20 protein-coding genes are annotated in these 25,277 nt (G+C 47.4%); 12 read left to right on the top strand and 8 right to left on the bottom strand.

Annotated features, from left to right (window positions below; all coding sequences use genetic code 11):
* Positions 1–35: 35 nt before the first annotated feature.
* From EOPP23_RS06515 to EOPP23_RS06485, 7 genes are all read left to right on the top strand, one after another.
* Positions 36–1,526, top strand: coding sequence for a CoA-acylating methylmalonate-semialdehyde dehydrogenase (locus EOPP23_RS06515; protein WP_153765169.1), 1,491 nt, complete (start codon positions 36–38; stop codon positions 1,524–1,526).
* A 71-nt stretch (positions 1,527–1,597) separates the two neighbouring features.
* On the top strand, positions 1,598–2,605 hold the full coding sequence (locus EOPP23_RS06510) for a TAXI family TRAP transporter solute-binding subunit (RefSeq protein WP_153765168.1): 1,008 nt from the start codon (positions 1,598–1,600) through the stop codon (positions 2,603–2,605).
* A 161-nt stretch (positions 2,606–2,766) separates the two neighbouring features.
* Positions 2,767–4,848: a TRAP transporter permease gene (locus EOPP23_RS06505; protein WP_153765167.1), complete on the top strand. Its 2,082-nt coding sequence runs from the start codon at positions 2,767–2,769 to the stop codon at positions 4,846–4,848.
* 11 nt (positions 4,849–4,859) lie between these two features.
* Positions 4,860–5,204, top strand: coding sequence for a RidA family protein (locus EOPP23_RS06500; protein WP_153765166.1), 345 nt, complete (start codon positions 4,860–4,862; stop codon positions 5,202–5,204).
* A 74-nt stretch (positions 5,205–5,278) separates the two neighbouring features.
* Positions 5,279–6,511, top strand: coding sequence for an FAD-binding oxidoreductase (locus EOPP23_RS06495; RefSeq protein WP_153765165.1), 1,233 nt, complete (start codon positions 5,279–5,281; stop codon positions 6,509–6,511).
* Positions 6,512–6,549: 38 nt separating this feature from the next.
* The gene (locus tag EOPP23_RS06490; RefSeq protein ID WP_153765164.1) at positions 6,550–7,257 is read left to right on the top strand and encodes an aspartate/glutamate racemase family protein; all 708 of its coding nucleotides are present in this window, start codon (positions 6,550–6,552) and stop codon (positions 7,255–7,257) included.
* 124 nt (positions 7,258–7,381) lie between these two features.
* Positions 7,382–8,335, top strand: coding sequence for a YeiH family protein (locus EOPP23_RS06485; protein WP_153765163.1), 954 nt, complete (start codon positions 7,382–7,384; stop codon positions 8,333–8,335).
* Between the two features lie 32 nt (positions 8,336–8,367).
* On the opposite strand, the gene EOPP23_RS06480 is transcribed toward EOPP23_RS06485, so the two are convergent.
* The 3 genes from EOPP23_RS06480 to recN all read right to left on the bottom strand — a co-directional run bounded on the left by EOPP23_RS06480 (position 8,368) and on the right by recN (position 13,300).
* Positions 8,368–10,665: a PAS domain S-box protein gene (locus EOPP23_RS06480; protein ID WP_194842524.1), complete on the bottom strand. Its 2,298-nt coding sequence runs from the start codon at positions 10,663–10,665 to the stop codon at positions 8,368–8,370.
* Positions 10,666–10,978: 313 nt separating this feature from the next.
* Complete coding sequence (locus EOPP23_RS06475) at positions 10,979–11,479, bottom strand: GNAT family N-acetyltransferase (RefSeq protein WP_153765892.1); 501 nt, start codon at positions 11,477–11,479, stop codon at positions 10,979–10,981.
* A 147-nt stretch (positions 11,480–11,626) separates the two neighbouring features.
* The gene (gene recN / locus EOPP23_RS06470) at positions 11,627–13,300 is read right to left on the bottom strand and encodes a DNA repair protein RecN (protein ID WP_153765161.1); all 1,674 of its coding nucleotides are present in this window, start codon (positions 13,298–13,300) and stop codon (positions 11,627–11,629) included.
* A 140-nt stretch (positions 13,301–13,440) separates the two neighbouring features.
* Between recN and EOPP23_RS06465 the strand changes: the two genes are divergently transcribed.
* Entirely contained in the window at positions 13,441–14,241 is an 801-nt protein-coding gene (locus tag EOPP23_RS06465) for a hypothetical protein (protein ID WP_153765160.1), read from the top strand.
* A gap of 134 nt (positions 14,242–14,375) precedes the next feature.
* Complete coding sequence (locus tag EOPP23_RS06460) at positions 14,376–16,409, top strand: TonB-dependent copper receptor (protein ID WP_153765159.1); 2,034 nt, start codon at positions 14,376–14,378, stop codon at positions 16,407–16,409.
* A gap of 8 nt (positions 16,410–16,417) precedes the next feature.
* Here the strand turns inward: EOPP23_RS06460 and EOPP23_RS06455 are convergent, their stop codons facing one another.
* The 5 genes from EOPP23_RS06455 to galE form a co-directional block, all read right to left on the bottom strand.
* Positions 16,418–17,110 carry a gamma-glutamylcyclotransferase gene (locus EOPP23_RS06455; RefSeq protein WP_153765158.1) on the bottom strand — a complete coding sequence of 231 codons (693 nt, stop codon included), beginning with the start codon at positions 17,108–17,110 and terminating at the stop codon, positions 16,418–16,420.
* 80 nt (positions 17,111–17,190) lie between these two features.
* Positions 17,191–18,915, bottom strand: a complete 1,725-nt coding sequence (locus EOPP23_RS06450) for an amidohydrolase (RefSeq protein WP_153765157.1) — start codon at positions 18,913–18,915, stop codon at positions 17,191–17,193.
* 167 nt (positions 18,916–19,082) lie between these two features.
* On the bottom strand, positions 19,083–20,249 hold the full coding sequence (gene galK, locus EOPP23_RS06445; protein WP_153765156.1) for a galactokinase: 1,167 nt from the start codon (positions 20,247–20,249) through the stop codon (positions 19,083–19,085).
* Between the two features lie 14 nt (positions 20,250–20,263).
* On the bottom strand, positions 20,264–21,331 hold the full coding sequence (locus EOPP23_RS06440) for a UDP-glucose--hexose-1-phosphate uridylyltransferase (protein WP_153765155.1): 1,068 nt from the start codon (positions 21,329–21,331) through the stop codon (positions 20,264–20,266).
* Positions 21,332–21,402: 71 nt separating this feature from the next.
* Positions 21,403–22,419: a UDP-glucose 4-epimerase GalE gene (gene galE, locus EOPP23_RS06435; protein WP_153765154.1), complete on the bottom strand. Its 1,017-nt coding sequence runs from the start codon at positions 22,417–22,419 to the stop codon at positions 21,403–21,405.
* A 177-nt stretch (positions 22,420–22,596) separates the two neighbouring features.
* Here galE and EOPP23_RS06430 point away from each other — a divergent pair, with 177 nt between their 5' ends.
* The 3 genes from EOPP23_RS06430 to EOPP23_RS06420 all read left to right on the top strand — a co-directional run bounded on the left by EOPP23_RS06430 (position 22,597) and on the right by EOPP23_RS06420 (position 25,243).
* Positions 22,597–23,490, top strand: coding sequence for a helix-turn-helix domain-containing protein (locus EOPP23_RS06430; protein WP_153765153.1), 894 nt, complete (start codon positions 22,597–22,599; stop codon positions 23,488–23,490).
* Between the two features lie 131 nt (positions 23,491–23,621).
* Complete coding sequence (locus EOPP23_RS06425; RefSeq protein WP_153765152.1) at positions 23,622–24,908, top strand: MFS transporter; 1,287 nt, start codon at positions 23,622–23,624, stop codon at positions 24,906–24,908.
* On the top strand, positions 24,905–25,243 hold the full coding sequence (locus tag EOPP23_RS06420; RefSeq protein ID WP_228550625.1) for a hypothetical protein: 339 nt from the start codon (positions 24,905–24,907) through the stop codon (positions 25,241–25,243). Before EOPP23_RS06425 ends, EOPP23_RS06420 begins: the two co-directional genes overlap by 4 nt.
* Positions 25,244–25,277: the final 34 nt, after the last annotated feature.

Raw genomic sequence — 25,277 nt, 5'->3', positions numbered from 1 at the left:
AGAAAAGAAGTAATAACAGATTCGAGGAAAGAATAATGGAACTGGTAGGCCACCTGATTAATGGCGAGATGCGCACCGATGCAGCACGAGTACAAGCTGTATATAACCCATCCACCGGTGCTGAAAGCAGAGAAGTAGCTCTGGCAGCGAAAGAAACTGTTGAAGAAGCAATTGCCGCAGCAGAACAGGCGTTTCCGCAATGGCGTAATACTCCAGTGCTTAAGCGAGCAAGAGTGATGTATCGCTTTAAAGAACTACTGGAAAAGAACAGTGACAAGATTTGTGAGCTGATTGGTGAAGAGCACGGCAAGATTAAACACGATGCTTTTGGTGAGCTACAACGCGGCATTGAAAATGTTGAATACGCTTGTGGTGCTCCCGAGTTACTGAAAGGCGAACACTCTCGCAATGTTGGTCCGGGTATTGATTCCTGGAGTGAGTTTCAGCCGCTGGGTGTTGTTGCTGGCATTACGCCATTTAACTTCCCTGCCATGGTTCCTCTCTGGATGTATCCAATGGCGATTGTCTGCGGTAACTGCTTCATTTTGAAGCCTTCTGAGCGTGACCCAAGCTCTACTCTGTTTATTGCTCAGTTATTGGAAGAAGCCGGCCTGCCAAAAGGTGTAATGAATGTGGTCAATGGCGATAAGATAGCTGTTGATACCCTGCTGGAAGATGAGCGTGTTAAAGCTGTCAGCTTTGTAGGCTCCACGCCAATCGCTGAGTACATCTATTCAAAAGCAAGTGCCAATGGTAAGCGTTGTCAGGCTCTGGGTGGTGCAAAGAACCACGCTATTGTTATGCCTGATGCTGATATGGATAACGCTGTAAACCAGCTGCTGGGTGCTGCATTCGGCTCTTCCGGTGAGCGCTGCATGGCTCTGTCTGTTGCCGTTGCTGTTGGTGATGAAGCTGCCGACACTCTGGTTACCAAGATGAAGCAAGCCATGGAGCCATTGAAAGTAGGTGCCTTCTCTGAAAGTTCAAACGACTTTGGTCCTGTTATCACGAAAGCCCATCAGGAAAAAGTGGTTGGCTTTATTAGTAATGCTGAAGAGCAGGGTGCTGATGTTGTTGTTGATGGCCGTAAGCCAGAAGTTCCCGGTCATGAAAATGGCTTCTTCGTTGGTGCCACTCTGATTGATCGTGTGACTTCCGAAATGGACAGTTACCAGGCCGAAATCTTTGGCCCTGTTCTTCAGGTTGTTCGTGCCAACAGCATGGAAGAAGCCATGAAGCTGATCAATGACCATGAATACGGCAATGGTACCTGCATCTTCACCCGTGACGGCGAAGCAGCTCGCTACTTCTCTGATCATATCCAGGTTGGCATGGTAGGCATTAACGTACCTCTGCCTGTACCTGTTGCCTATCACAGCTTTGGTGGCTGGAAGCGTTCTCTGTTTGGTGACTTGCATGCTTACGGTCCGGATGCTGTGCGCTTTTACACCAAGCGTAAAACCATTACACAACGCTGGCCTTCTGCCGGTGTACGTGAAGGTGCCCAGTTCGCATTCCCTTCCTGATTTCAGCTCAAGAGCCTGTCATTAAAACGCAGGCTCTTTTCCTCACCAAAAAAATAACAACGAGGCAGTTAATGAAAATTAAATCATTTCTCGCAGGTGTTGCACTGGCATCAGGTACTCTATTCAGCACAGTAGGTCAGGCTGCAGACATGCAGTTTTTCCGTATCGGCAGTGGTAGTGCTGGTGGTGCTTATTTCCCCATCGCGGGTCTGATTGCAAATGCTATCAGTAACCCTCCTGGCTCACGACCTTGTGACCAGGGCGGCAGTTGTGGTGTACCTGGCCTGGTAGCCATTGCCCAGTCTTCCAATGCATCGGTCGCTAACGCTACAGCTATCCAGACAGGACAGATGGAGTCCGGACTGGCTATCGCGGACATTGTTGACAGTGCTTATAAAGGAGAAGGAAAGTTTGCTGCAAAAGGCAACTATGACAACCTGAGAGTTATTGCCAACCTGTTTCCTGAAGAACTGCATCTGGTGTTGCCAAAGGGCAGCGACATCAAATCCATTAACGATCTTAAAGGTAAAAAGGTCGGTATTGCTCAGGCCGGTTCCGGTACACAGGTTGTAGTACTGGAGATGCTGAAAGCTTTCGGTATTGACCGTTCAAATATCAGGGAAGCAGAGCTGAACAATACCCAGAGTGCAGAGCACCTGGCAGACGGCCAGCTGGATGCATACTTCTATATTGTGGGTGCACCTGCAGCCGCTATTGTTCAGCTGGCATCCACCAAGGGAATGGAACTCTATTCTTTCAAGAAAGACGAGCTGGCAAAAATCAGTGAAGCTATTCCTTACTACTACAGTACAACTATCTCTGCGGATACCTACGAAGGGCTTGAAAAAGACATCACTACCCTGGCCGGTGGTGCCCAGTGGATGGTGAGTTCGAAAGTATCTGATGAACTGGTTTATGACATTACCAAAGCTCTCTGGAATGACAGCACTGAAAAGCTGTTTTCCAACGGCCACCCAAAAGCGTCTCTGATCAAAGCGGAAACTGCCCTGAGTGGACTGACTATTCCTTTGCATCCAGGTGCCAAGCGTTATTACCAGGAAGCCGGCCTGATTAAGTAAGTTTCCTTTCCTGCTCAACGAAAGAATTAAATAGTTTCTGTTTGATTCTTTCGTCAATGATCTGAATTCACTTCAGAGAATAACCATCCCTGATGTAAATGGGATTACGCAGTGTGCTCCGGCTTTTATCTTCGGGTAGCTGTAAGTCCCGGGAAAATAAAATGGATAAATTAACATTCGAAGAGTTGCAGGAAATGGAGGAGCAGTATGACTCCGAACTGCAAACACGAAAAATACCAAAAGGCGCTGAAACCATTTGCGGTTTTATATTAGTGCTTTTTGGTATTTATCACTTTGTTACAGCGGGCACAGGTTTGCCTGCTGATTACTGGCACATGGGCATTCATCTGTCCGGTGTGCTATCAATGATTTTTATTTACTACGCGGCTCGAAAAGGTCGTGACCGGGTTGATGCGCAAGGCTATGCCCGTATACCTGTTTATGATCTGGTGCTGGCTGGTTTAAGTGTTCTGGCTTCTCTCTATATCGGTTTTACATGGCTTGGACTCGATCTGGGTTTTCTAGGTATTCACCTGCCAGAACAGGCTTTGAGACAGGGTGCTCCGGCAGACCTGGATATTGTTTTTGGTACTTTGCTGGTCGCACTGGTGCTGGAAGCAACCAGAAGAACACTGGGTCCGGTGTTGCCTATCATAATAATGCTGTTCGCCAGCTACGCTCTCTTTGGTCCTTACATTCCTGTTGATATTCTGCGCCATCCGGGGGTTACCTGGAGTCAGTTTATTAATAATATCTACTTTCCTTCAGAAGGCATTTTTGGTGTCACCCTGTGGGTAGTATCCACCATTGTTTTCCACTTCGTTCTTTTTGGCGTTATTGCTCAAAGAATGGGGCTCGGACAGTTCTTTATTGATATATCCACAGTCATTGCTGGTAAGTACGCAGGGGGACCGGCGAAAGTCAGTGTTGTTTCATCCGCCTTCTTTGGCAGTATTTCCGGTTCGGCAGTGGCCAATACGGTATCCACTGGCTCGCTGACTATTCCCAATATGAAGAAGCTCGGCTATCCGGGACATTTTGCCGGAGGCGTTGAAGCTGCAGCCAGTGCTGGTGGTCAGATCACGCCACCAATAATGGGTGCCGCTGCTTTCATAATGGCTGAAAACCTTCAGCTGCCCTATGGAATGATTGTTCTGGCGGCGCTTACGCCAGCATTGATGCACTACATTGGCGTGCTGACCATTGTTCACTTTCAGGCTAAGAAGCTGGGGCTGAAAGGTTGTGCCAAGGAAGATATTCCTTATCTTCTGGAAGTGCTCAAGAATGGCTGGCCGACACTGATTCCGCTGGTGGTTCTGATCTCTGTTCTGTTCAGTGGTTATACCCCCTATCTGGCTGCTTTCAGCGGTATTGCTGCCTGTCTTGCTGTTGGCCTCTTGAATCCTCGTAATCGTATAAGTTTTCAGGATATGTATGAGGCCTTCAAGATTGGCGCCAAGTACGCCCTCGCCGTGGGAGCTGCCTGTGCGGCTGTCGGCATTGTCGTGGGTGTTATTACAACTACCGGCGTTGCGTTCCGACTGGGTTTCCTTGTAACCGGTGGTGCACAGACTATTGGTGAAAGTCTTGTGGCAATGACTGCATGGCTGCCCTTTGAACTCTTCAGTATTGACCAGGCTACCCTGTTTGTTTCTCTGGTTCTGATTGCGCTGGCTTGTATTCTGATGGGTGCAGGGCTGCCGACGGCGGCGCTGTATATCATGCTCAGTGCAGTAGCTCAGCCAGCACTTTCTGCCCTTGGTGTTCCTGCACTGGCTGCTCACCTGTTTGTTCTTTACTACGGTGTGTTGTCGGAAATAACGCCACCGGTGTGTACATCAGCTTATGCCGCAGGTGGCATAGCCAATGCTAACCCTTTTAAAACGGGCATTGAGGCCTTCAAGCTGGGTAATGCCAAAATCATGATGCCGTTTGTATTTGTTTACTCACCAGCGATGTTGATTGTGCTGGATGATTACTTCACCTGGGGTGAATACCTGACTACAACACTGTCGTGTGTTCTGGGTATTTTCCTGTTTGGCATCGTTATTACCGGTTATGCATTGAGACATCTTTCCCTGCTTCCAAGGCTGACCACTTTCCTTGCCGCCATGATGTTGATGGTGCCCGGTGTTGAGTCTGACTTATACGGTATTGCCCTGATCCTGCCGGTGCTCGCGCACCAACTGTTTTTAAAACGCCGTGAACTTCCTGCTGAAAACAATACAGCACCAGCCGTGTAAGAGTACTGAACATGATTGAACGACAGTTAAGTAATCACAGAATGAGCCAGATTGTTAAAACAGGCACGACTGTTTATCTCTCGGGCCAGGTAGCGAAAGACCCTGTAGAAAGTGTTGCAGACCAAACCAGACAGATTCTGGCTCAGATAGAGTCGCTACTGGAACAGGCTGGTACCGAAAAGAAAAAACTGCTGTCAGCCAATATCTGGCTGGCCAACATTGATGACTTCCAGGCCATGAATGAAGTCTGGGACAACTGGGCAGACAAGGAACACCTTCCTGTCAGAGCCTGTGTTGAGTCCAGACTGGCCCGTGAAGAGCTGAAGGTTGAAATTCAGGTTGTTGCTGCCCGTTAGGGCTTGTAGGTTGCCTTTGTCAGTTTGGCGGGGCAACCATTTTTATTCTCAAGTGCTGTCAAAGCAGGTATGTCATGAAGCATGTTTGTGTGGTGGGAGCAGGAATTGTTGGTCTTTCAACGGCATTGTCTCTGCAAAGTGCCGGCTTTAAGGTCACACTGATTGATAGTCAGAAGCCAGGTCTGGGAACATCTTTTGGTAATGCCGGACTTTTTGCAGATTACGCCAGACTTCCATTTGCCAGTTTTTCAATGTTGAAGCAGATGCCGGGCATGCTGCTGGATTCAACAAGTCCTCTGCGTATTGACCCTGGTTATACCCCGAAACTCATTCCCTATGGATTGGGGTATATAAAAGCCTGCTTGCCGGAAAACTATCGAAAAGGAAGGCAGTTACTGACCGATTTACAAAAGCTGGCTCCAGCGTCAAACCAGGCATTATTTAATCAGGCAAAAGTGCACCATCTGGTGAAGAAGAATGGCTGCCTGGCGTTGTACAGTTCTCAAGCCGGTTATGATGCTGCCAGAGCAGGTCACTTTAAAGAGAGAGAGGAACAGGGAGTAAATTTTGAGTTTCTATCAGCTGAAGACATTCGTGATCTCGAGCCGGATCTTCAGCATTTCTATCATGCCGGTGTGAACTACAGTGATGTTCAATTTTCCGTAGACCCTCTCGAGCTTTCAAAGCAGTGCTTTCAGCAGTTTCTTAAGGATGGTGGTATCTGGTTTCAGAAACGTGTCGAAAGTCTGGGAGAGTTTGGCTCTCAGGCATTTGTGAATTGCGGTTCAGAGCGACTGTCATTTGATCACCTTGTCGTTGCTGCAGGTGAAGCGTCAGGAAGGCTACTTAACTCATTAGGAAACAAAGTACCTCTGGTCAGCGAACGAGGTTATCACCTGATGCTGCAACCATCAGGAAAAACACTGAGTCGTCCGGTTGGCTGGCTGGACAAGTCAGTGTTCATTACACCGATGGAAGCGGGACTGCGCATTGCAGGGACTGCCGAGTTTGCAAAGACTGATGCCGCTGAATCCAGTCAGTGTGTCGGTAATATGCTGGCTCATGCTCAAACCATGCTTGGTGAGCAAAAGTTACAAAGCAGCTGGGTAGGCAGCAGACCTTCGACTCCTGATTCGTTACCGATTATAGGACCACTGTCTGATGGTAGCAGGATCATTCTTGCTTCCGGGCATGGTCATCTTGGTTTGACGTTAGCAGCAGTAACAGCGCAGCTTGTTACTGATTGTATTTTTGACAGAGCGGATAAGCCTCTAATAAGCGGATTATCGATACAGCGTTTTTCCTGAACATATAAATAAAAAAGTAAAAAAACAGGAGTACCTCGATGATTCTTCGCGGTGGTTATAACTATTACAATATTCCAATCGGTGTTATCTCGCTGGAAACCTACTTTCCGAAACCTGTGGGACATATAAAGCATCCAGCCAGTTTTGACTTTCCCATCATGTACCGAACCGTTAAAGGCGCGACAGTCGATCGATTAATTCGTGAAAAGGATCGGGATTTGCTGGAACCTTTTCTGGAGGCAGCCAGAGAGCTTGAGCAGGAAGGGGTAAAAGCCATAACAGGCAGTTGTGGTTTTCTTGCACTGTTTCAAAAGGAAATTGCTGATGCTGTAAAAGTTCCAGTGTTTATGTCGAGCTTGATGCAGATTCCTCTAGTTAGTCGTACATTATCTTCCTATCAGAAAGTAGGTGTGGTTGTTGCTGACAGTTTTTCTCTGACACAGGAGCACCTCGATGCTGTGGGAATCACTGATGAAAGAATTGCTGTTGCCGGAATGCAGGATCAGCCGCAGTTCTCCAGAGTTATTCTGAAAGGTCAGGAAGATGACCTTGATCTGGAAGTTTTCGAGCAGGAACTTGTGACTGTCATCGAAAATATGCTGATGGAGAACCCGCATGTAGGTGCGCTGGTTCTTGAATGTACCGACCTTTCATATTTTGCACCTATTCTATCAAGACGGTTTGAAATACCTGTTTTTGATCTAAGTAGCCTGACACGTATGATTTCATCGGTGGTATCCCGGTAATAGAAAAACAGGAAAAAAGCACTGGCCTGGCTGGTGTTTTTTTTGTTTTTTCTTTTATATTGCTTTTAGTTATTTGCTTATATCAAAAGTGTTTTATTGATCGTGATTTAGAGAAGAGTTGCCTATGTCTTTTACAACACCAGTCTCGGCACGACTGAACAACAAAGCTGCAATACCTTTATTAGCCGTTATTTCTGCAGGCCTGATTACTTTTGAGGTCAGTGCTGCAATGGCTTTGATTACCGGCGTCATCATGGCTGCTCTGACCGGTAATCCATGGCAGGCATCGACTGACAGGGGAGGAAAATTACTACTGCAATGCTGTATTGCCCTGTTGGGTTTTCAGCTTAACTTTGAGCAGGTTTTAGTGACTTCATCCCAAGGCTTGGCATTTTCTGTTATCTCCATTGCTATGACTTTGTTACTGGGGATCTGGCTGGGGAGAGCTCTGAAACTTGAAAGAGAGCAGATGCATCTGATCAGTTGCGGTACCGCCATTTGTGGAGGCAGTGCCATTGCAACTATTTCGTCATCCATGGGTGCCAGACAGCAAAACATCTCTGTTGCTCTTGGAGTGGTTTTTGCCCTTAACTCATTAGCCCTGATTCTATTTCCATTGATTGGTGAGTGGCTGAGTCTGACTCAGGAACAGTTTGGCTTCTGGGCTGCAATGGCAATTCACGACACCAGTTCAGTAGTAGGGGCCGGTGCTGCTTATGGTCAGGAAGCAATGGAGGTAGCGGTCAGTGTAAAACTGGTTCGGGCACTTTGGGTTGTGCCAGTCGCTCTGGTTTATGCGATGGTTTTTGCTAAAGGCTCTGCCAGAATTTCTGTTCCCTGGTGCATCATACTGTTCATCGTTGCGTCCGCTCTGAGTACCGCTTTTCCTGCGATAGCTGCTTATTCCGGTGAACTAGTCTATGTAGCCAAAAAAGGCTTTACGATAATGTTATTTCTGGTGGGTATGACTCTGACTCCCGACGTTATCAGACAGATCGGTACCAAACCCCTGATTTTTGGTCTTGCTCTCTGGATTATGACCAGTATTCTTTCTCTGGGAATGGTGTTCTTTATGTGAAAGAGCACTGTCAGGAGCTGACAAAAAACGAGTTATTTGAGCTCAGTCGTTTTTGACCTTAGCTGCCTGATAATCTTTTGAGGAGAGTGTGCATCTTTCGGGTAGGAAGCAGAATGGAGGCCAATTTTGACGGTCACCTGGCCTCCATCGCTCAGAATGATTTGCTGCTCTGTGATATTACCCAGAATATCCGTGATTTTAGTCTCAAGATTACGTTCACGTATAACAATAAACTCATCGACACCGTAACGACCAATAGAGTCGTCCAGTGAAAGACAGTCCTGAAAACGGAAGGCCAGTTTTTTCAGTACTTCGTCGCAAGCTGTGTGACCAAACTGTTCAAGCAATTCCTCTCTGTTACTGATTTTTATCAGACTGACTTCGACAGACTGTCTGCTTGCTCTGCCCCGCTGGCAGGCCATATGCAAGCGGTCCTGCAGCAGTGCGCGGTTTGGTAATCCTGTTAAAGGGTCACACTGCAGATTAAACATTTCACTGTCCTGTTCGGACGTGCTTTGCTGACTACTGGAATAGATACCGATATAGTGTTGAACATCGTCGTTCACAGTTATGGCTTGAATAGATACTTTCTGTCGAAGAACAGTACCGTCTTTTTTTCTGTTCCAAAGGTGACCGCGCCACTTTCCGGTTTGGTGTACCTGGCTCCACATTTCCTGATAGAAGATACGATCGTAACGACCTGAGCTCAGCACCGAGGGCGTTTGTCCAACCAGCTCTGTCATGGTGAAGCCGGTTTCTCTCAATAGCGAGTTATTGGCGCTGACAATTCGATGATCCGCATCTGTGATCAGAATACCTTCGGCAATATTGTCGAGCACCATTTCAACTTTCTTCTGCTCAACTTCCTGCTGTCTTGAGTAGGTGATATCCATGATCATCGTAATGGCAAGAAGACACTGGTCTTCAGCACGGCGGGTCAGAAATTTGGTGACAGAGAAAAACTTCGGACCATCCAGTGTTTCAAGAACCATTTCATAACTGGTGTGTTCACCCAGTGCTGCAGAACGAAAGAGTTCCCGGTCAGGTCGACTGAGTTCACGGTTCTCCTGATACTTCGCTGCCAGCTGCTCATAATTGCACTTGTTCAGCGCTGTAAAGGATTCATTGGCGTAGAAGAAGTTACCCGCTTCATCGACAATACCGATAGCAACCGGTGCCTTTTCCATCATGATTTCAGAATTTTTCTGGTAAGACCGGACAGTATTCTCCAGCTTTACCTGCTCATTGATGTTCTCACCAATACCACGGTAACCGGTTAACTGACCCTGCTGATCAAACACGGGGCGGCCGCTGAGGTTGACCCAGTACTCCTGAGTGCCAATGGCAAAGCGGATATTTCTGATGGGCTGATTATTCCTTAATGCCAGAACCGCTTCAGTTTGCTCTTGCTCACGGAGTGTATGGATGAGGTTCTGATCGATTAGTTGTGCTAGATGTATCGATGATTCATGCTCAGGTCTGCCACCTATGTCAGTAACTACAAGGTTTGCATTGGTTTCCCAGAACCAGTCGGAGCCGGAGCTGGCGTAATCTTCAAATCGTTCGAGGGTGTTTCGCAACTCGGCTTCAAGTGAGCGGTAGGCGGTAATATCAGACAGCATGCCAACAGCTCTTGTAGGCTTGCCTTCATTATTCCATTCGCAGCTCAGACCACGGTCATGGACCTGTTTCCATTGACCGTCTTTGGTGGCTATTCGATATTCAGCTTCATAATATTCGGCATCCCCCTGAAGATGTTTTTCAATCGCTGACAGGGCAACAGGCTGGTCATCCGGATGAACGAGACTGAGCCAGCCATTAACATCAGGCTCTCTTTCTCCCGGCTCAAAGCCTAGCATTCGATCCAGTTTTGGACTGAAGTAAACAGCGTTGGTTTTTATGTTCCAGTCCCAGAGGCCATCGCAAGCCTCGTTCATGGCAAAGGCCAGTCGGTCATTGCAGACTTTGTCGTTGCTTGTCGGCATGGCAATATTGTCGAACTGCAGGACAAAGAAATGTTCAGAGTCAAGTTGAACCGGTTTCAGATGCAGTGAAAAGGTTACGCCAAGGTTAATAAGGCAATGGCAATCCAGAGGGTTGGTTTCAGTACTGACTTTGTGGAAAAGAGCGGATTCAACTATGTCTCCGGACGCTGTTTTCAGAGCGGTATCAAGAATCTGCCCGACCTTGATACCTCTTTCTACTCCGGAGAGATTCCTTAGGGTCGTGTTGATATAAGTAACTTTTAATGATTCCTGCTCAACGACAGCAATCGGATAAATCATGCCGCCATAAACGGTTTCAAAAAGTTCAACAGGACTGGCAAACATATACATCAATGCTCAGGTAATAGCTGGGATAGTGGGCGTTTCTAGGAGATACGCCATTATTACCACTTTGGATGCAAAGACTGGAATAAATGTCAGACTTGTTTGCGATATCTCAATTTTTGCACAGGAAGTAACACTCTGACTTTTGGCAAGTTTAGTTAAGAATGGTGGAAAATTATCTATGTTACTCAGACCAAAACTGCATAATTTCAGCCTTAGTAATGATTTGAAATGTCAGTGTGTAGACACACGTAATTGAATTCGTATATTGCCTCAATAAGGGGCGCCGTAAGCGTCCCTCTTGATTAACTTGTCATGTGCTTGCTTGCTGTATAGTGGTGCGTCTTGTTCCTGAAGAGCGCTTCTGTGGGTCATAAAATGTATCTACAATCTCAAAACCAGCTTTTCTCATCATTCCCGCAGATGCTAAATTTTCTTCATGTCTCTCAATGAATACTTGGTTGCAGCCTTCAATTTTTGCAAGATTTATGGCTTCGCATAATAATTTGGACCCGAAACCTTTACCACTTTGATTTTTATGGACTACAACATCATTTATGTATGCAGAATAAGAAATGTTTGTATACTTTTCTAGTTTTTCAGGGCTCGCCTCTTTGAGGATAAGAACTGCAAAACCAACTATTTTGATTTCTTCCAAAAGAACAGCAACTGCTTTCCCGCTTCTAATAAGGTTGAATTGGTTTTCTATACTTTCATCTGTTATGTAGTTCCACTCATTAGGACCTTCACTCAATAAGAGATTTCTCATGGCTTCGTAATCTGAGTTCGTCAGATTTCTGGAGTGTATTTTCATTCCAACCTCATTGTTCATGCATTATTAATGTATGAACTTTATAGAATGTATCAATAGTATTTTTTTCGCATTGAAGCTTAGTTTTTTGAGCAACCAACCTTTAAGGGGTAGCACATAACAGAGTATTTAGTTGGAAAGAAAGTAATATCAGGCTGTCGACATACCCAGCATTTCTTCAGCATGGTTGAGAGTAGACTGTGTTATTTCTACACCACCCAGCATACGGGCAATTTCCTGAACTCTGGGTTCTCCACCAAGGTGGTTGATTTGGGTTGAAGAGGCATTGTTTTTAACTTCCTTGCTCACATGCAGGTGTTGATGCCCTTGAGAAGCAACCTGTGGTTGGTGTGTTACACAAAGAACCTGACTTTTTTCGCCCAGTTCTCGCAACATGGAACCAACTATCTCAGCCGTGCCTCCACCAATGCCAACGTCCACTTCATCAAATACCATGCTGGGAATAGACGACGTCTGGGCAGTGATAACCTGGATAGCCAGACTGATACGGGATAATTCACCACCGGAAGCAACCTTGGCCAAAGCTCTGGGAGGCTGACCAGGGTTTGCAGTCACCAGAAACTCAATGTCTTCAGCACCAGACGGTGATAGCTGTACATCTTCATGGGTAGCCAGTTCGATAATAAACTGACCATGGGGCATACCCAGCAGAGCCATACGTTTACTGACTTGTTTCTGAAGTTTGGCCGCTGCTTTAGTGCGCTTATCAGTCAGTTTGGCAGATTGCTCATGATAGTTTTTTCTGAGCTCTGTCAGTTGATCCTGCATTTCTTCTGCATGTTCATCACTGAACTGAATTTTCTCCAACTCTTCGCACAGAGATTGCTGCTTCGAAAGCAATTCTTCTGGCATAACGCGATGTTTTCTGGCCAGATCATAAATAGCCCCGAGTCGCAGGTCGACTTCCTGCATACGGGCAGGATCTGCCTCGAAGTGATCGGTAAACTGGTTCAGTTCGCCGACAGCTTCTTCAATCTGAATATGCGCCGATGACAGCATATCTGTAGAGCTGTTAATGGCCGGATGTTCGACTTCCATGTCTGACAACAAATTCAAACAATGATTCAGCTGCTGAAGCAGATTTCCACTGTCGTTTTCAGAGCAGACCTGAGTAATCTGATGACAGGCTGACAGAGTTGATTCTGCGTGGCTGAGTTGTTTCAGTTCAGCTTCCAGCTGTTCTACTTCGTTAGGCTGAAGCCCCAGCTGTTCGAATTCCTGTAGCTGGTAGCTGAGCAACTGGATGCGTTCATCCTGCTCTTTTCGGTTGGCTGTCAGAGTCTCCAGCTCATTACGAATACGGTGGTAGTCACTGGCTATGGTTGAAACCTTGGCAGCCAGTTTATTAGTACCGGCGAAGTCGTCCAGCAGCAGCCGATGATTGTGTTTTTTCAGCAGAGACTGACTTTCGTGCTGGCCATGAATATCGATCAGCAACTCACCAATGGCTTTCATATCAGCCAGCGGTGAAGGGGTGCCATTGATGTAGGCTCTTGAGCGTCCCTCTTTGGTAACCACTCGACGAAGAATGCATTCATCGTCACTGATCAACTCTCTGTCTTTTAACCAGCTTCTGGCTGCGGGGCATTTGTTCAGGTCAAAGACGGCGTGTATTTCTGCCTTTTCTGCTCCGGGGCGAACGCAGTGACTGTCGGTGCGGTTGCCGGTAGCAAGACCAAGAGCGTCGAGCATAATGGATTTACCGGCACCGGTTTCACCGGTAATAACAGTCATACCGGGCTGAATATCCAGATCCAGCTGGTCGACGATGGCAAAGTTACTGATAGAGAGTTGGTTCAGCATGAAAATACCGAGTGACTTCTTTCTTTACTGTTTATATGTACAGTAACTTGATCTGGCATGGCCGTAAAGCCCGATGCTTCACTTTTGCTAAATCCGGTTGACTAGTCTTTTAGTTATTCATGGATGAATCGGGAGCAGGTATGAAGTTTTTGATGGGTACACTCATAGCGGTTTTTCTCAGTAGCTCAGTGTTAGCAGCTCCCTTTCAGGGCTCGGAAGACAGCCTTGAAGATCAGGATCAGACAGAGGAAGTCGCTGATTCAAACAGGAGCGAGGACGCTCAAAGCAAAGATGAAAGTTCTGAAGAAGCGTCCTGCCAGTCAGTTAGTTTCAAAAATGCACCATGGAGAGCATTTGCCAATGGTAATGCCTATAGCTACCCCAGAGTTAACCGTGCCGATGAGCTGATACTGCTTCCCGTGACTGTTTATGCAGGTGCTTCTGCGTATCTCTATACCAACCCTGACAATATCAAGCCACCGTTTGAGGTGATGTTTGAGTTCAACACACTTGATGACGATGGCGGCATGTATAGAGTCTGGAATTCTGCTGACGGTATTCGTTTCTTCTTCCTCAGAAATATCAGTCGTTATGGTCAGCCATTGGCTGGTGGCAGTATGGGACGATCTGCAGTGGCAGGAGGCTATGCTGTGAGCTTTCCAATCTATGGCGCACGGAGAGCCAGGCTTGATGATTACCAGGGCTCAACGATTAAACGAGTGCCTTTTTCAAAAGCCTACAGCCATGGTGAATGGATTCCGGTCAAGGTCACTGTGAAGGAAGGTGGGATAACGGTTGTTGCCGATAATCTCACGCTGTTTGAGCAAAAAGTGAATTGGGCTTTAGGTAAAACAGGTGATGCCATGGGATTTAGCGCTGCAACGGGAGCGGCAAATTCCAGTCATATGATCAGAAATTTTTGTATCCGTCCTTTGAATTAATTTTGTCCCTCCCGGGGTTTGTTGCTTACTCAAAGTGATAAACCCCAAATCATATCTATACTGCTCTTCGCTGGATTAATTAATACATAAACAATCATCTCAAGCCTTGGCACCAGTTGTTTGGAGTGCTGTTAATGCTATTGCCCGTCTTTAAGAAAAACTTTCTGTTGTTGCTGTTCACAACGGTTTCTCACGCTGGTGACATTTACCTTGATGTAGATGTAACAGACAACCTCGGCGATGAGCAGAGTGGAGCGAACTTAAATGACAGGGTTGATCGTTCACCTGTTATGGATGCAGGTAAATTACTGGAGCTGGAAACCGGTGTGTCTGCTGCAAGAAAAGCAGGAAGAGGCTTTGAGCCCATCATTCGTGGTCAGCAGCAAAGTCAGCTTAATATTCTACTGGATGGCACCTATCTCTATGGTGCTTGTCCAGGGCGCATGGACCCTCCCTCCAGTTATGTCACCCCTGCCGGTTATGACCGAATAAAAATTATTCATGGGTTTGAATCGGTACTCTTTGGTGCTGGTGGCGCTGGCGGAACTGTATTGTTTGAACGGGATGATCCGGTCTTTGACAATGACACGGGCTATACCGGTTCTGTGACTGGGAATTACAGCGATAACAGCGATTTCAAAGGTCTGACTGCCGATCTTGCTGCGGGCAATGAGTCCGGTTTTCTAAGGGCTTACGGTGCTTATCAGAAAGCAGGGAACTATCGTGATGGCAGTGGTGAAACGGTCAGTTCTGCCTTCAAATCATTATCAGGCGGACTGCTGCTGGCACTGGACCTGACGGACAGCCTTCGTATGGAAGTGAATGCTGAGAGTTCGCGGGATGATGATATTCATTATGCGGGCAGTGCCATGGATGCGCCCTGGGCGAAATCAGACAGCTGGCGATTGAGGATGAGTTACCAGAATGATATTGGCTGGTTTGATGGTCTTGAGTTTCAGGCCTGGCTCTCCAAAACTGAACATTTGATGGACAACTACAGTGTTCGCAAAAGACCCGATGTTTCATCAGCCATAAGAACACCTTCTGAAGCCGAAAGCCGTGGTGCGCGATTCACCGGCTCAATGACCTTTGATGTCGCAGAGTTAAAGCTAGGCGCTGATTTTCAGCAGGTGAAAAAGGTCGCTCAACGCTACAAGGTGAATACTGATTCTGGTGACGAGCTGCTACAGGCCAATATTTGGCCGGAAATTGAGAACAGGCAGTTTGGGGTATTCTCTGAGCTGGATTACGGGTTCTCAGCAACGGACAGTCTTCGGGTTGGTTTAAGAATCGATGATTTGAACGCAGAAACCAACAGAAACTCTTCTGAACAATTGGGCACCAACTCGCCAGACAGCCTCTACAGGAAATACTATGGAGAAACTGATCGAGAGAATCATAAGTTGGCAGCCAGTGGCCTTCTCAGCTGGCAGCATGTTCTGTCCAGCGATAAAACAGTACAGCTAAAACTCAGCCGAAATGTCAGGCAGGCTGACGCAACTGAACGCTATGTGGCGTCTCGGGGGAGCTGCTGTCAGGGCAGTGATGACTGGGTAGGGAACCCTGATATCAAGCCGGAAGTTCATCATCAGCTGGATATTGGCTATCAACAAAATTTCAGTTTTTTTGATTGGTCAGTGACGGCATGGCTGAACGAAGTCAGTGATTATATTCTGCGCTATGAATCCGAGTCTGGTGCTTATCTCTACGGGAATCGTGATGCCAGGCTTTATGGTCTGGATTCGGATATTCGTTTTTCTACAGAGCAATGGCAAGGCAGAGTAGGGCTTTCCTGGCTCAGGGGGGAGAACAAAACAGATAATAAGCCTTTGCCACAGATGCCACCTTTATCATTAACGCTTCAGCTGGATTATTTGGCGGAACAATGGCTGGTGGGAGGTAAATTGGAACTGGCCAGTGGTCAGGACAGGGTTGATAAAAAAAGTGGTTTGGATGCAGGGTCGTCAACCGGTTATGGTGTATTTCATCTCTATGGAAAATATGAACTGACAGACAGCCTGACTTTTAACGGCGGTGTTAAAAACCTGTTCAACAAAACCTATGCACCGCATATTAATCGTGCCAGTAGAGATCCGTTTAACCCACAGGCTGCCAAGGTTAACGAGCCAGGCAGAGAAATCTGGCTCAGTCTCACGGCTGCATTTTGATCAAAAAGCTATAAGCCCTGTCTGGTCAACTCCTGCTGAATATTCTCCAGTTCCGGATCAAGAATATTCAGCTCACGCAGGTGTTGCAGAGTGTTGTCGAAATACTCACGGTTATTACCAAACTGTCCCTGCGCTGACTGTATCTTGTGAACAGTGATTTCCAGGTCGAGATCGTTCAGATATCTCGGTGCATCACTGTTGATGACAAAGGTCATACAGGGAATTTGCTCATCGATATCACTCATTTCAGGAGCTATTTTTGGCACGACCCACTCAGGGTGATACCCGTCCAGACAGCACTCCCGTTTCCAGAGTACTTGAGTTTCACGCTCAACCCATTTCGCAGGTATGCGGAAGCAGAGTCCTTCACAATGACCACCGGTATCCAGTGCCATCATCAGTCCGGGCTTTTCAGGGCTGCCTCTGAAAAATGGCATATCGAGACAGAAGTGACGGCGAAAACCATCCAGCATTGCATGGTATTGGTTGGAATAATGCAGCAGTGGTTTCCACATCAAAGAGCCATAGGCAAAAATCAGTAGGTCAGAAGACTCTGGTAAGGCCTGAAGAAAGCGCTTTCTGTTGTTTTCAATGGTTTCCCACGACGGCACTTCATCCCCCTGAGAGCGGGCAATCTCCCTGATAGCGGGAAGGTAGTTGCTGAAGTGCTGATCTCGGGATGCGAGCTCTTGTTCGGTCATTCTGTTTAAGGCGACTGCTGTTTTGTGTGTGGACAGAATACCATTGGACAGGCATCAGGTAATAAAGTTTCGGTGTGCTCTTATTCAGTCTGTTCAGAAAAATGATCCCGGTCGTAGCGCTTGGCACCGCCAATCCAGGTTTCCTCTACCTTAATCTCAGTCAGGTGATCGGGCTTTTCCAAAGGGTTTTCAGAGAGAATAACGAAGTCTGCCAGTTTCCCTGATTCCAGAGAGCCAACCTCATCTTCACGGAAAACCTGCCAGGCCGCATCAATGGTGACGGCTCTGAGAGCATTTATAACATCAATTCTTTCATGCTCCCCAAGCACTTTACCGCTGCGGGTCTGACGGTTAACAGCTGAGTTAATCAGACCCATGCTATCTACGGGAGTAACGGGTGAATCACTGTGAATGGTAAAGCGGATACCTTTGTCGATAGCGGTTTTCAGTGGGTTGATATGGCTTGCTCGCTGTTCGCCCAGAAAGAGTTCCCTGTGTCTGTCTCCCCAGTAATAAATAAGAGCAGGGAAAAAAGAAACGGTCATACCGAGCTGTTTGAGTCTGTCGAGCTGACCTGAGCGAATGACCTGACTGTGAACCAGTGTATGACGATGGTCTTCACGGAAGTTTTTTTTCTGAGCCAGCTCTATGGCATTCAGCACCTGATCGATGGCTGCATCACCATTGGCGTGGAAGGCGATTTGCCAGCCTCTGTCATGCCATTTGTGTACTGTACGAATCAGCTCGTTTTCATGAAAGGCTGGGCTGCCCCTGTAACTTGCAGGTTTACCTGCTGGAACAGTTTGGTAGGGAGAAGACAGATAAGCCGTATAGAGTTGAATAGCACCATCTGTCACCAGCTTTAAAGCACCGGTTCTGACCTTCTGGCCATCAGGGAAAGAGTGCTTGTTCTCAATCTGTTCGGCCAGTTTCTCTTCAGGCCAGAAGGTGAGCCTTTGGGGAATAAAACCGGTGGCAGACATGACCGCTAAAGGAAAGTAGAGCGGTTGGCGCGTCAAACCATTCTGAACACTGGTGACACCTTCAACCATATAGTCTTCAACACTATTCGCCAGTGCTTTAATCAGCTTTTTGTAGGAGAGATTGAACACTTTCTCCAGCACCGGGTGAAGAGCCGTACCCTTGATAACGCCTGTGAGATTACCTTCGTCGTCCTTTTCAATGGCGCCACCGAAAGGCGAGCTGGAAGAACTTTCGAACCCAAGCAGTTTCAGGCCAGTGCTGTTAATAACAGCCATATGTCCGGAAATATGTCGAACAAAGACAGGGCGAGTATTTGAAACTTTATCGAGCTCTGTGCGTGTTAAGGGTGTTTCAGTTTTCAGAAGTGTGTCATCGTAGCCTGTTCCGATAATCCAGCCTTCAGTTTCTTCTCCCGACTGAATTTCAAGCTTATGTAACAGTTCTGCCATTGTGTTGACGGTACCTGCCGGAGGGTTTCTCAGGTCGGCTGATATGGCATCAAGGCCGCTGGCTGGAAAGTGACCGTGGGCTTCGATAAATCCCGGAATCACCGTTCTACCTTCAAGGTCAATGTCTACTGCGTTAATGCTGGCAAGTTTTTCCAGCTGATGACGAGAGCCTGTTGCCAGAATTTTTTTACCGGAAACGAGCATGGCTTCTGCAACGGTATTACTGGCATCCATAGTGAGAACCGTGCCATTGATAAACAGTTGCTGCCGATGGGACTGAGGATTGAGATAGAGCCAGGTAGCAACGCTGGCCAAAAGGGTCAGCAGCAGGAAAAGAGCCAGCAGACGGGCAACCTTGCGAAAAAGAATCATGACATCCTCTGTCAGTAGAATGTTATTTCAATAAAGATAAAGCGTTCAGTTAGGACTGTTATCGGCTCAGGCTGGGGGATGACTAGTTGAATTGAGATCAAAGGAAAGGGGAGCGTTGAGGCGATCAGATAGACCGCCTCAGGTGTAGAAGGCTGTTTAAGCTGAGCTTACAGGGTACTGGCACCTTGAGAAGGTGTGCAGACATAAATATCCGCAACCAGTCCATTGGAAACAGCAGGGTATTTGGCTGCTACGGCTTCTTTCACTGCATCTACTTTTGCTTCCGGAGTCAGAGCGACAATACAGCCACCAAAACCACCACCGGTCATGCGAACACCGCCTTCATCGCCAATCACATCCTTGACGATTTCAACAATGGCATCGATACCCGGAACAGTGACTTCAAAGTCATCACGCATGGACACATGAGATTCAGCCATCAGGCGACCCAGTGTCAGCACATCACTGGTTTTCATGGCTTCAGCGGCTTCAACGGTGCGCTGGTTTTCAGTGACCACGTGTTTTGCACGACGGTAGGTCATCTCATCCAGATCACCACGGCCGCTTTCCAGTTGCTCAACGTTGATATCACGCAGAGCTTTCACACCATAGTGAGCAGCAGCCGTTTCACACTGCTGACGACGAGTGTTGTATTCACTGTCGACCAGACCACGTTTGATGTTGGAGTTGATGATCACAACAGCGAGACCTTCCGGAATGGAAACGGATGTTGTTTCCAGTGAACGGCAATCCAGCAGCATGGCGTGGCCATCTTCACCGCAGGCAGAAACCATTTGATCCATAATGCCGCAGTTGCAGCCCACAAACTCGTTCTCGGCCTGCTGACCGATCAGAGCAAGCTCTTTCAGGCTGATGTCATGACCAGCGAGACGGCTCAGGGTCAAGCCAGTAACCACTTCCAGGCAAGCTGAAGAGCTCAGCCCTGCACCTTGTGGCACATTGCCGGTAACCGCCAGATTGGCTCCTTTCAGTTCATAGCCTTTCTTCAGAAGAACATCAGCCACACCGCGAACGTAGTTGCTCCAGAATGCATCCTCACTGTGAGCAACAGGTTGGGTCAGTTCAAACTCACTGACCTGACCGTCAAAACTGGCTGCGGTCACAACGATTTTATTATCGTCACGAGGTGTCGCCGCAATCATTGCCTGATAGTCGATGGCGCATGGCATTACAAAGCCGTCGTTGTAATCAGTGTGCTCACCGATCAGATTTACACGACCCGGTGCCTGAAAGAAAAATTCTGGCTTGGCGCTGAATGTCTTTTCGAACAGATGAGTCAGCTGTTCTTTTAATTCAATGGTTCTAGGATTCATGTTACTGCTCCTGTTCAGGCTTCCAGATAATGTGTTTCAGACAGATCACGCAGACGGTCTGCAGCCTGTTCGGCGGTCAGGTCACGCTGGATTTCGGCCAGCATTTCAAAGCCCACCATAAACTTGCGAACAGTGGCTGAACGCAGCAGTGGTGGATAGAAGTGAGCGTGCAGCTGCCAGTGGCTGTAATCAGTGCCTTCGTTATTCACGTCAAGCGGAGCACCATGCCAGCCCATGGAATACGGGAAAGAAGTCTTGAACAGGTTGTCGTAACGGGTGGTCAGTTTCTTCATAATGCTGGCCAGAGCATCACGCTCTTCATCGGTCAGGTCTGGCATACGCAGTACATGACGCTTTGGCAGCAGCAGGGTTTCGAAAGGCCATGCTGCCCAGTAAGGCACGACAGCGATCCAGTGTTCGTTTTCTACCACGGTACGCTCGCCGGACTCGGATTCCTGTCGTGCGTAATCAACCAGCAGGTTGCTGTTGTTTTCCTGCATCCATTTCAGCTGGTTCTTGTCCGCCTTGTGCGCTTCGTTTGGCAGGAAGCTGCTGGCCCAGATCTGACCGTGAGGGTGCGGATTGGAGCAACCCATTACCGCGCCCTTGTTTTCAAACAGCTGAACCCATGGGTAGGTTTGGCCCAGTTCAATAACCTGCTCGCCCCACATGTCAACAATCTTACGGATCTCTTGTTCGGACAGCTGTGGCAGTGTTTTGCTGTGATCGGGCGAGAAGCAGATAACACGAGCTTCACCACGGGCGGTGTCACTTTTAAAGAGGTCACCTTTCTTTGCTTCGCCTTCAGAAGTATCCGGTGTGTCTGTCAGCAGTGCTGGAAAGTCGTTTGGAAACACATATGGGTCTGTGTAATCCGGATTGCTATCGCCAGTGATACGAGTATTGCCTGGACACAAAAAACACTCTGGATCGTGGCTTTCTTTTTGCTCCGGAGCAGTCGCTTCTACCTGCCCCTGCCACGGACGTTTGGCGCGATGAGGGGATACCAGAACCCATTCGCCGGTCAGCGGGTTAAAGCGGCGGTGAGGATGATCTACCGGATTAAAAACTTGTTCACTCATGGTCGTATGCTTCTGTTCGTTTTAATCTTCAATTGCAGCCAGAGATGAATGTCTGGCTGCACAATATATTCTTAGCTTTCGTAACCGTTCGGGTTACCGGACTGCCAACGCCAGGTGTCGTCGGTCATGGTTTCGACGGTACGACTGGCTTTCCAGCTCAATGCTTTTTCAGCAAAGGATGGATCGGCGTAACACTCGGCAATATCACCCGGGCGGCGTGGCTGAATGGAGTAAGGGAGGCTTTTTCCACAGCTCTTTTCAAAAGCTTGCAGCATTTCAAGTACACTGGAGCCAGTGCCTGAACCCAGATTGTAAATATGCAGGCCAGCATCTTGCTGGTGGGTTTTTACAGCAGCTACATGGCCCTGAGCCAAGTCAACAACATGGATATAGTCACGAACACCGGTGCCGTCCTTGGTGTCATAGTCATCACCAAACACGCTCAGCTGTTCACGCTTGCCTACAGCAACCTGGGCAATAAATGGCATCAGGTTGTTGGGAATACCTTTTGGGTCTTCACCGATCTGTCCTGATTCATGGGAACCAACCGGATTGAAGTAGCGCAGCAGGGTAAAGTTCCACTTGTTGTCGGAAGCGGAGATATCCTTCAGCATCTCTTCAACAATGTATTTACTGCGGCCATAAGGGTTGGTGGTCGCACCTGTTGGCATATCTTCGGTGATCGGCACAATGGCAGGGTCGCCATAAACCGTGGCAGAAGAACTGAATACCAGATGATGGACGTTAAATTGTTCCATCACTTCAACCAGCTTCAGTGTGCCGGTGACGTTGTTGTCGTAGTAAGTACGTGGAATCCGGGTGGATTCGCCCACCGCTTTCAGGCCTGCGAAATGGATCACTGCTTCAATCTGGTGAGCCTTGAAAACTTCAGTCATGGCTTCCGGATTACGGATATCAGCTTCGTAGAAAGGAATGCTTTTTCCTGTCAGGGCCTCAACCCGCTTCATGGCTTCACGACTGCTGTTGCACAGGTTATCAACAACAACAATGTCAAAGCCGCTTTCCAGAAGCTCGATGCAGGTGTGGCTGCCAATGTAACCGGCGCCACCGGTAATCAGAATGCTCATGATGCAGTGATCCGAAGATGAATAATGTGATGGTTTAAGTGTAGAGCTGAGATGGGGTGTTATTCTTTTACAGAATTTAAAGAGTTTTTCCCGAAAACAAAGATTTTCGTTATTATGGATGCCTCAAACTGATTCAGATCACTTTTTGTTCGAACCGCCTTGGGCGAGAAATCAGCGATGGCTAAAAAAACATTTCACCTTTCCAGAACTGAAGGCGTGTACCAAATGCCCGGTTCGATCTCCGATATCCAGGGGGATATCTTCTATATAGAAGCCCGTGCGCCCTATGTAATGGAACGGGGGCATGTCCATGGCCATGTAGAGCTAAACTTTCTGATTAACTGCAGTGCCACCTATATCATCAATGGTCGCAGGGAAGAGGTACCGGAAAACCGTTTGGCGATCTTCTGGGCCAATGTCCCTCATCAGATGATTGATATTCAGGGCGAGGGGAAGCTGTTTAATCTCTATATCCCACTGCCCCTGTTTCTCGAATGGTCACTTCCCGAACAGTTTCGGCAGGATATTCTTTCTGGCAATCTTGCTCTTGCCAGACTGGATGCGTCACTTCTATATGCGACTTTGGACAGATGGTTCAGGGAATATAGTCTTGAGCAAACTGAATTTCGGGAATTGATACTGGGAGAGATTGCGCTCTGCCTGAAAAGAGTGGCACTGATGGGTTGGGATCACCCGGATGGTATTGAAGCAGAAGCTCAGGTGGCAACTTCAAAGCTAAAAGGTGCTCAGCATGTTTCTGAAATGGTGCGCTTTATTGCCGAGAATCTCCATAAACCGATTTCAACGGCTGATGTTGCGAAGCATCTGGGGCTGCATAAAAATTATACGACGAATCTTTTTTCATCTGTTATGGGCAATACAATAAAGCAGTATTTGCAGTTTCAGAGACTTCAGAAGGCCCAGCTAATGTTACAGGATAAAGAAAGCCAGATATCCGAGGTTGGTTTAAGTTGCGGATTTAGTTCTAACAGCCGCTTTTATGAAGCGTTTCAAAAGTTCTATGGTATGCCGCCGGGACAGTTTCGTAAGCAGATATTGAAAGCGGCCTAATATGGAATGTAAGTCCAATTAATAGAGACGTTGGGACTATTCTTAATTCTTTATTCATCAACTAATGACTTTGTTACATATATAAGATGTAACCTAAACTGGGTTCTCCTTACCAGAATCAAAATCTAAATATGGAATCACAGTTCCGTCTCAGATTAGTCACCACCCTCAGCGCCGCCCTGGAGTTCTACGATTTCACCCTGATGGTGTTCCTGACTCCAGTGATTGGAAAAGTCTTCTTTCCTGATTTTATTCATAGCAGCCAGACCATGCTGGTGTTCACCATTTTCTTTGCGGGCTATCTGCCTCGATTTATTGGTGGACTGTTGTACAGCCACAGTGGTGATACCAGAGGAAGAAAGAGGTCCTATAACGGCTCTATTATTCTGATGTCTCTGTCGACGCTAGGTATAGCTCTGCTTCCGGGGACGTTAGCAATAGGGGCAATGGCTCCTCTTCTGTTGCTGTTGCTGAGAGTGCTTCAGGGGTTGTCTCTAGGTGGTGAAATTCCCGGTGCTGTGGTCTTCGCTGCCGAACATTCTCCTGCAGGAAAAAGAGGTTTGGTTACAGGCCTGATTGTCAGTGGTGTTACCGCTGGCAATGTATTAGCGACTGGTGCCATTGCAGGTTTTTATTTCTGGTTTGGTGAGTCGGCCATGATTGAGTGGGGCTGGCGTATTCTTTTTGCTTTTGGCAGTTTACTGGGGTTATTAAGTTTCTGGCTCCGGTCTACTTTCACGGAAACTCCGGTATTTGAAAAAAGGGAATCCATAGAAAGCCAAATTCCTCTTAAACAGCTACTGACAAAACACCGGCTAGAGTTATTGCGTGGGAGCCTGGTGTCGGCGGTTCCGGCCACCTGTATTTCGACTTTGTTTTTTCTGCCAAACTACCAGTTTAATTATCTTCAGGATCAACAGTCGCCGGTATTTACGTCATTTAACTTCTTTCTGTCACTGACGCTTTTATCTCTTTTTGTAGCCTGGTGCTCGGATAGAACCGGACGACTACCAATGATGAGAGCAGGCGCTCTGATCATGTTGATGCTTCCTTTTACCGTAACGCTTCTAAGGTATGAGCTGCTACCCGCCTATATTGCCTTTCTTCCGCTGCTGCTGGCCGGTGGGTTGGTGATGGGAATTTATGAATCTTCCATGGTGGAACTGTTTCCAACAGGGGTTCGGTTCTCTGGCGTTGCTTTCAGCCATAATCTGGCGTTTGCTTTTATTGGTGGTGCTACGCCGTTAACGCTGGAATGGCTCTGCCAACAGGGGTTTCTGCTCGCGCCTGCAGTGCTGCCAGCGGCCTTTGCTGTGCTTTTATTGATAGTTTCTCGAGGCTGGAAGGATAAATATCGGGAAAATCTGGTCAATATCAGCAGTACATCCAATATACAACAAGAGAGTGCGGTTGAATGAATGGTTTGAAGTATCACCATCTGGGCATTCCGACCCGGGAAAAGAAAAAGGAAGAACGATATATTCCTCACCTGAAAATGTCCGTCAGTGGCTATGAAACGACTGAACATAAAATTGAATGGATGCGGTTTGACGACGACTGCCCGTTACCTGAATTAGTGAAGACTATTCCCCATGTAGCGTTTCAGGTGGATGATCTGGATAAGGCTATTGAAGGCAAAAAAGTAATTATTGAACCGACTGAACCTTCTGATGGCATACGGGTAGCCTTTATTGAAGAGAATGGGGCACCTGTCGAATACGTGGAAATAAACGACACAGAAAACATGGACTAGACTTCAGCCACCTTTTGCGATGCATACAGGGTGT

The organism is Endozoicomonas sp. OPT23 (assembly GCF_009653635.1).
Classification (GTDB): Bacteria; Pseudomonadota; Gammaproteobacteria; order Pseudomonadales; family Endozoicomonadaceae; genus Endozoicomonas_A.
The sequence above is the reverse complement of the archived record's forward strand: the minus strand, read 5'-3'. Positions and strand labels throughout refer to the sequence as shown.

Bases quoted from the DNA above. Each gene is read 5' to 3' on its own strand.
- EOPP23_RS06515 (WP_153765169.1), top strand. From the start codon at position 36: ATGGAACTGGTAGGCCACCTGATTAATGGCGAGATGCGCACCGATGCA.
- EOPP23_RS06510 (WP_153765168.1), top strand. From the start codon at position 1,598: ATGAAAATTAAATCATTTCTCGCAGGTGTTGCACTGGCATCAGGTACT.
- EOPP23_RS06505 (WP_153765167.1), top strand. From the start codon at position 2,767: ATGGATAAATTAACATTCGAAGAGTTGCAGGAAATGGAGGAGCAGTAT.
- EOPP23_RS06500 (WP_153765166.1), top strand. From the start codon at position 4,860: ATGATTGAACGACAGTTAAGTAATCACAGAATGAGCCAGATTGTTAAA.
- EOPP23_RS06495 (WP_153765165.1), top strand. From the start codon at position 5,279: ATGAAGCATGTTTGTGTGGTGGGAGCAGGAATTGTTGGTCTTTCAACG.
- EOPP23_RS06490 (WP_153765164.1), top strand. From the start codon at position 6,550: ATGATTCTTCGCGGTGGTTATAACTATTACAATATTCCAATCGGTGTT.
- EOPP23_RS06485 (WP_153765163.1), top strand. From the start codon at position 7,382: ATGTCTTTTACAACACCAGTCTCGGCACGACTGAACAACAAAGCTGCA.
- EOPP23_RS06480 (WP_194842524.1), bottom strand. From the start codon at position 10,665: ATGTTTGCCAGTCCTGTTGAACTTTTTGAAACCGTTTATGGCGGCATG.
- EOPP23_RS06475 (WP_153765892.1), bottom strand. From the start codon at position 11,479: ATGAAAATACACTCCAGAAATCTGACGAACTCAGATTACGAAGCCATG.
- recN (WP_153765161.1), bottom strand. From the start codon at position 13,300: ATGCTGAACCAACTCTCTATCAGTAACTTTGCCATCGTCGACCAGCTG.
- EOPP23_RS06465 (WP_153765160.1), top strand. From the start codon at position 13,441: ATGAAGTTTTTGATGGGTACACTCATAGCGGTTTTTCTCAGTAGCTCA.
- EOPP23_RS06460 (WP_153765159.1), top strand. From the start codon at position 14,376: ATGCTATTGCCCGTCTTTAAGAAAAACTTTCTGTTGTTGCTGTTCACA.
- EOPP23_RS06455 (WP_153765158.1), bottom strand. From the start codon at position 17,110: ATGACCGAACAAGAGCTCGCATCCCGAGATCAGCACTTCAGCAACTAC.
- EOPP23_RS06450 (WP_153765157.1), bottom strand. From the start codon at position 18,915: ATGATTCTTTTTCGCAAGGTTGCCCGTCTGCTGGCTCTTTTCCTGCTG.
- galK (WP_153765156.1), bottom strand. From the start codon at position 20,249: ATGAATCCTAGAACCATTGAATTAAAAGAACAGCTGACTCATCTGTTC.
- EOPP23_RS06440 (WP_153765155.1), bottom strand. From the start codon at position 21,331: ATGAGTGAACAAGTTTTTAATCCGGTAGATCATCCTCACCGCCGCTTT.
- galE (WP_153765154.1), bottom strand. From the start codon at position 22,419: ATGAGCATTCTGATTACCGGTGGCGCCGGTTACATTGGCAGCCACACC.
- EOPP23_RS06430 (WP_153765153.1), top strand. From the start codon at position 22,597: ATGGCTAAAAAAACATTTCACCTTTCCAGAACTGAAGGCGTGTACCAA.
- EOPP23_RS06425 (WP_153765152.1), top strand. From the start codon at position 23,622: ATGGAATCACAGTTCCGTCTCAGATTAGTCACCACCCTCAGCGCCGCC.
- EOPP23_RS06420 (WP_228550625.1), top strand. From the start codon at position 24,905: ATGAATGGTTTGAAGTATCACCATCTGGGCATTCCGACCCGGGAAAAG.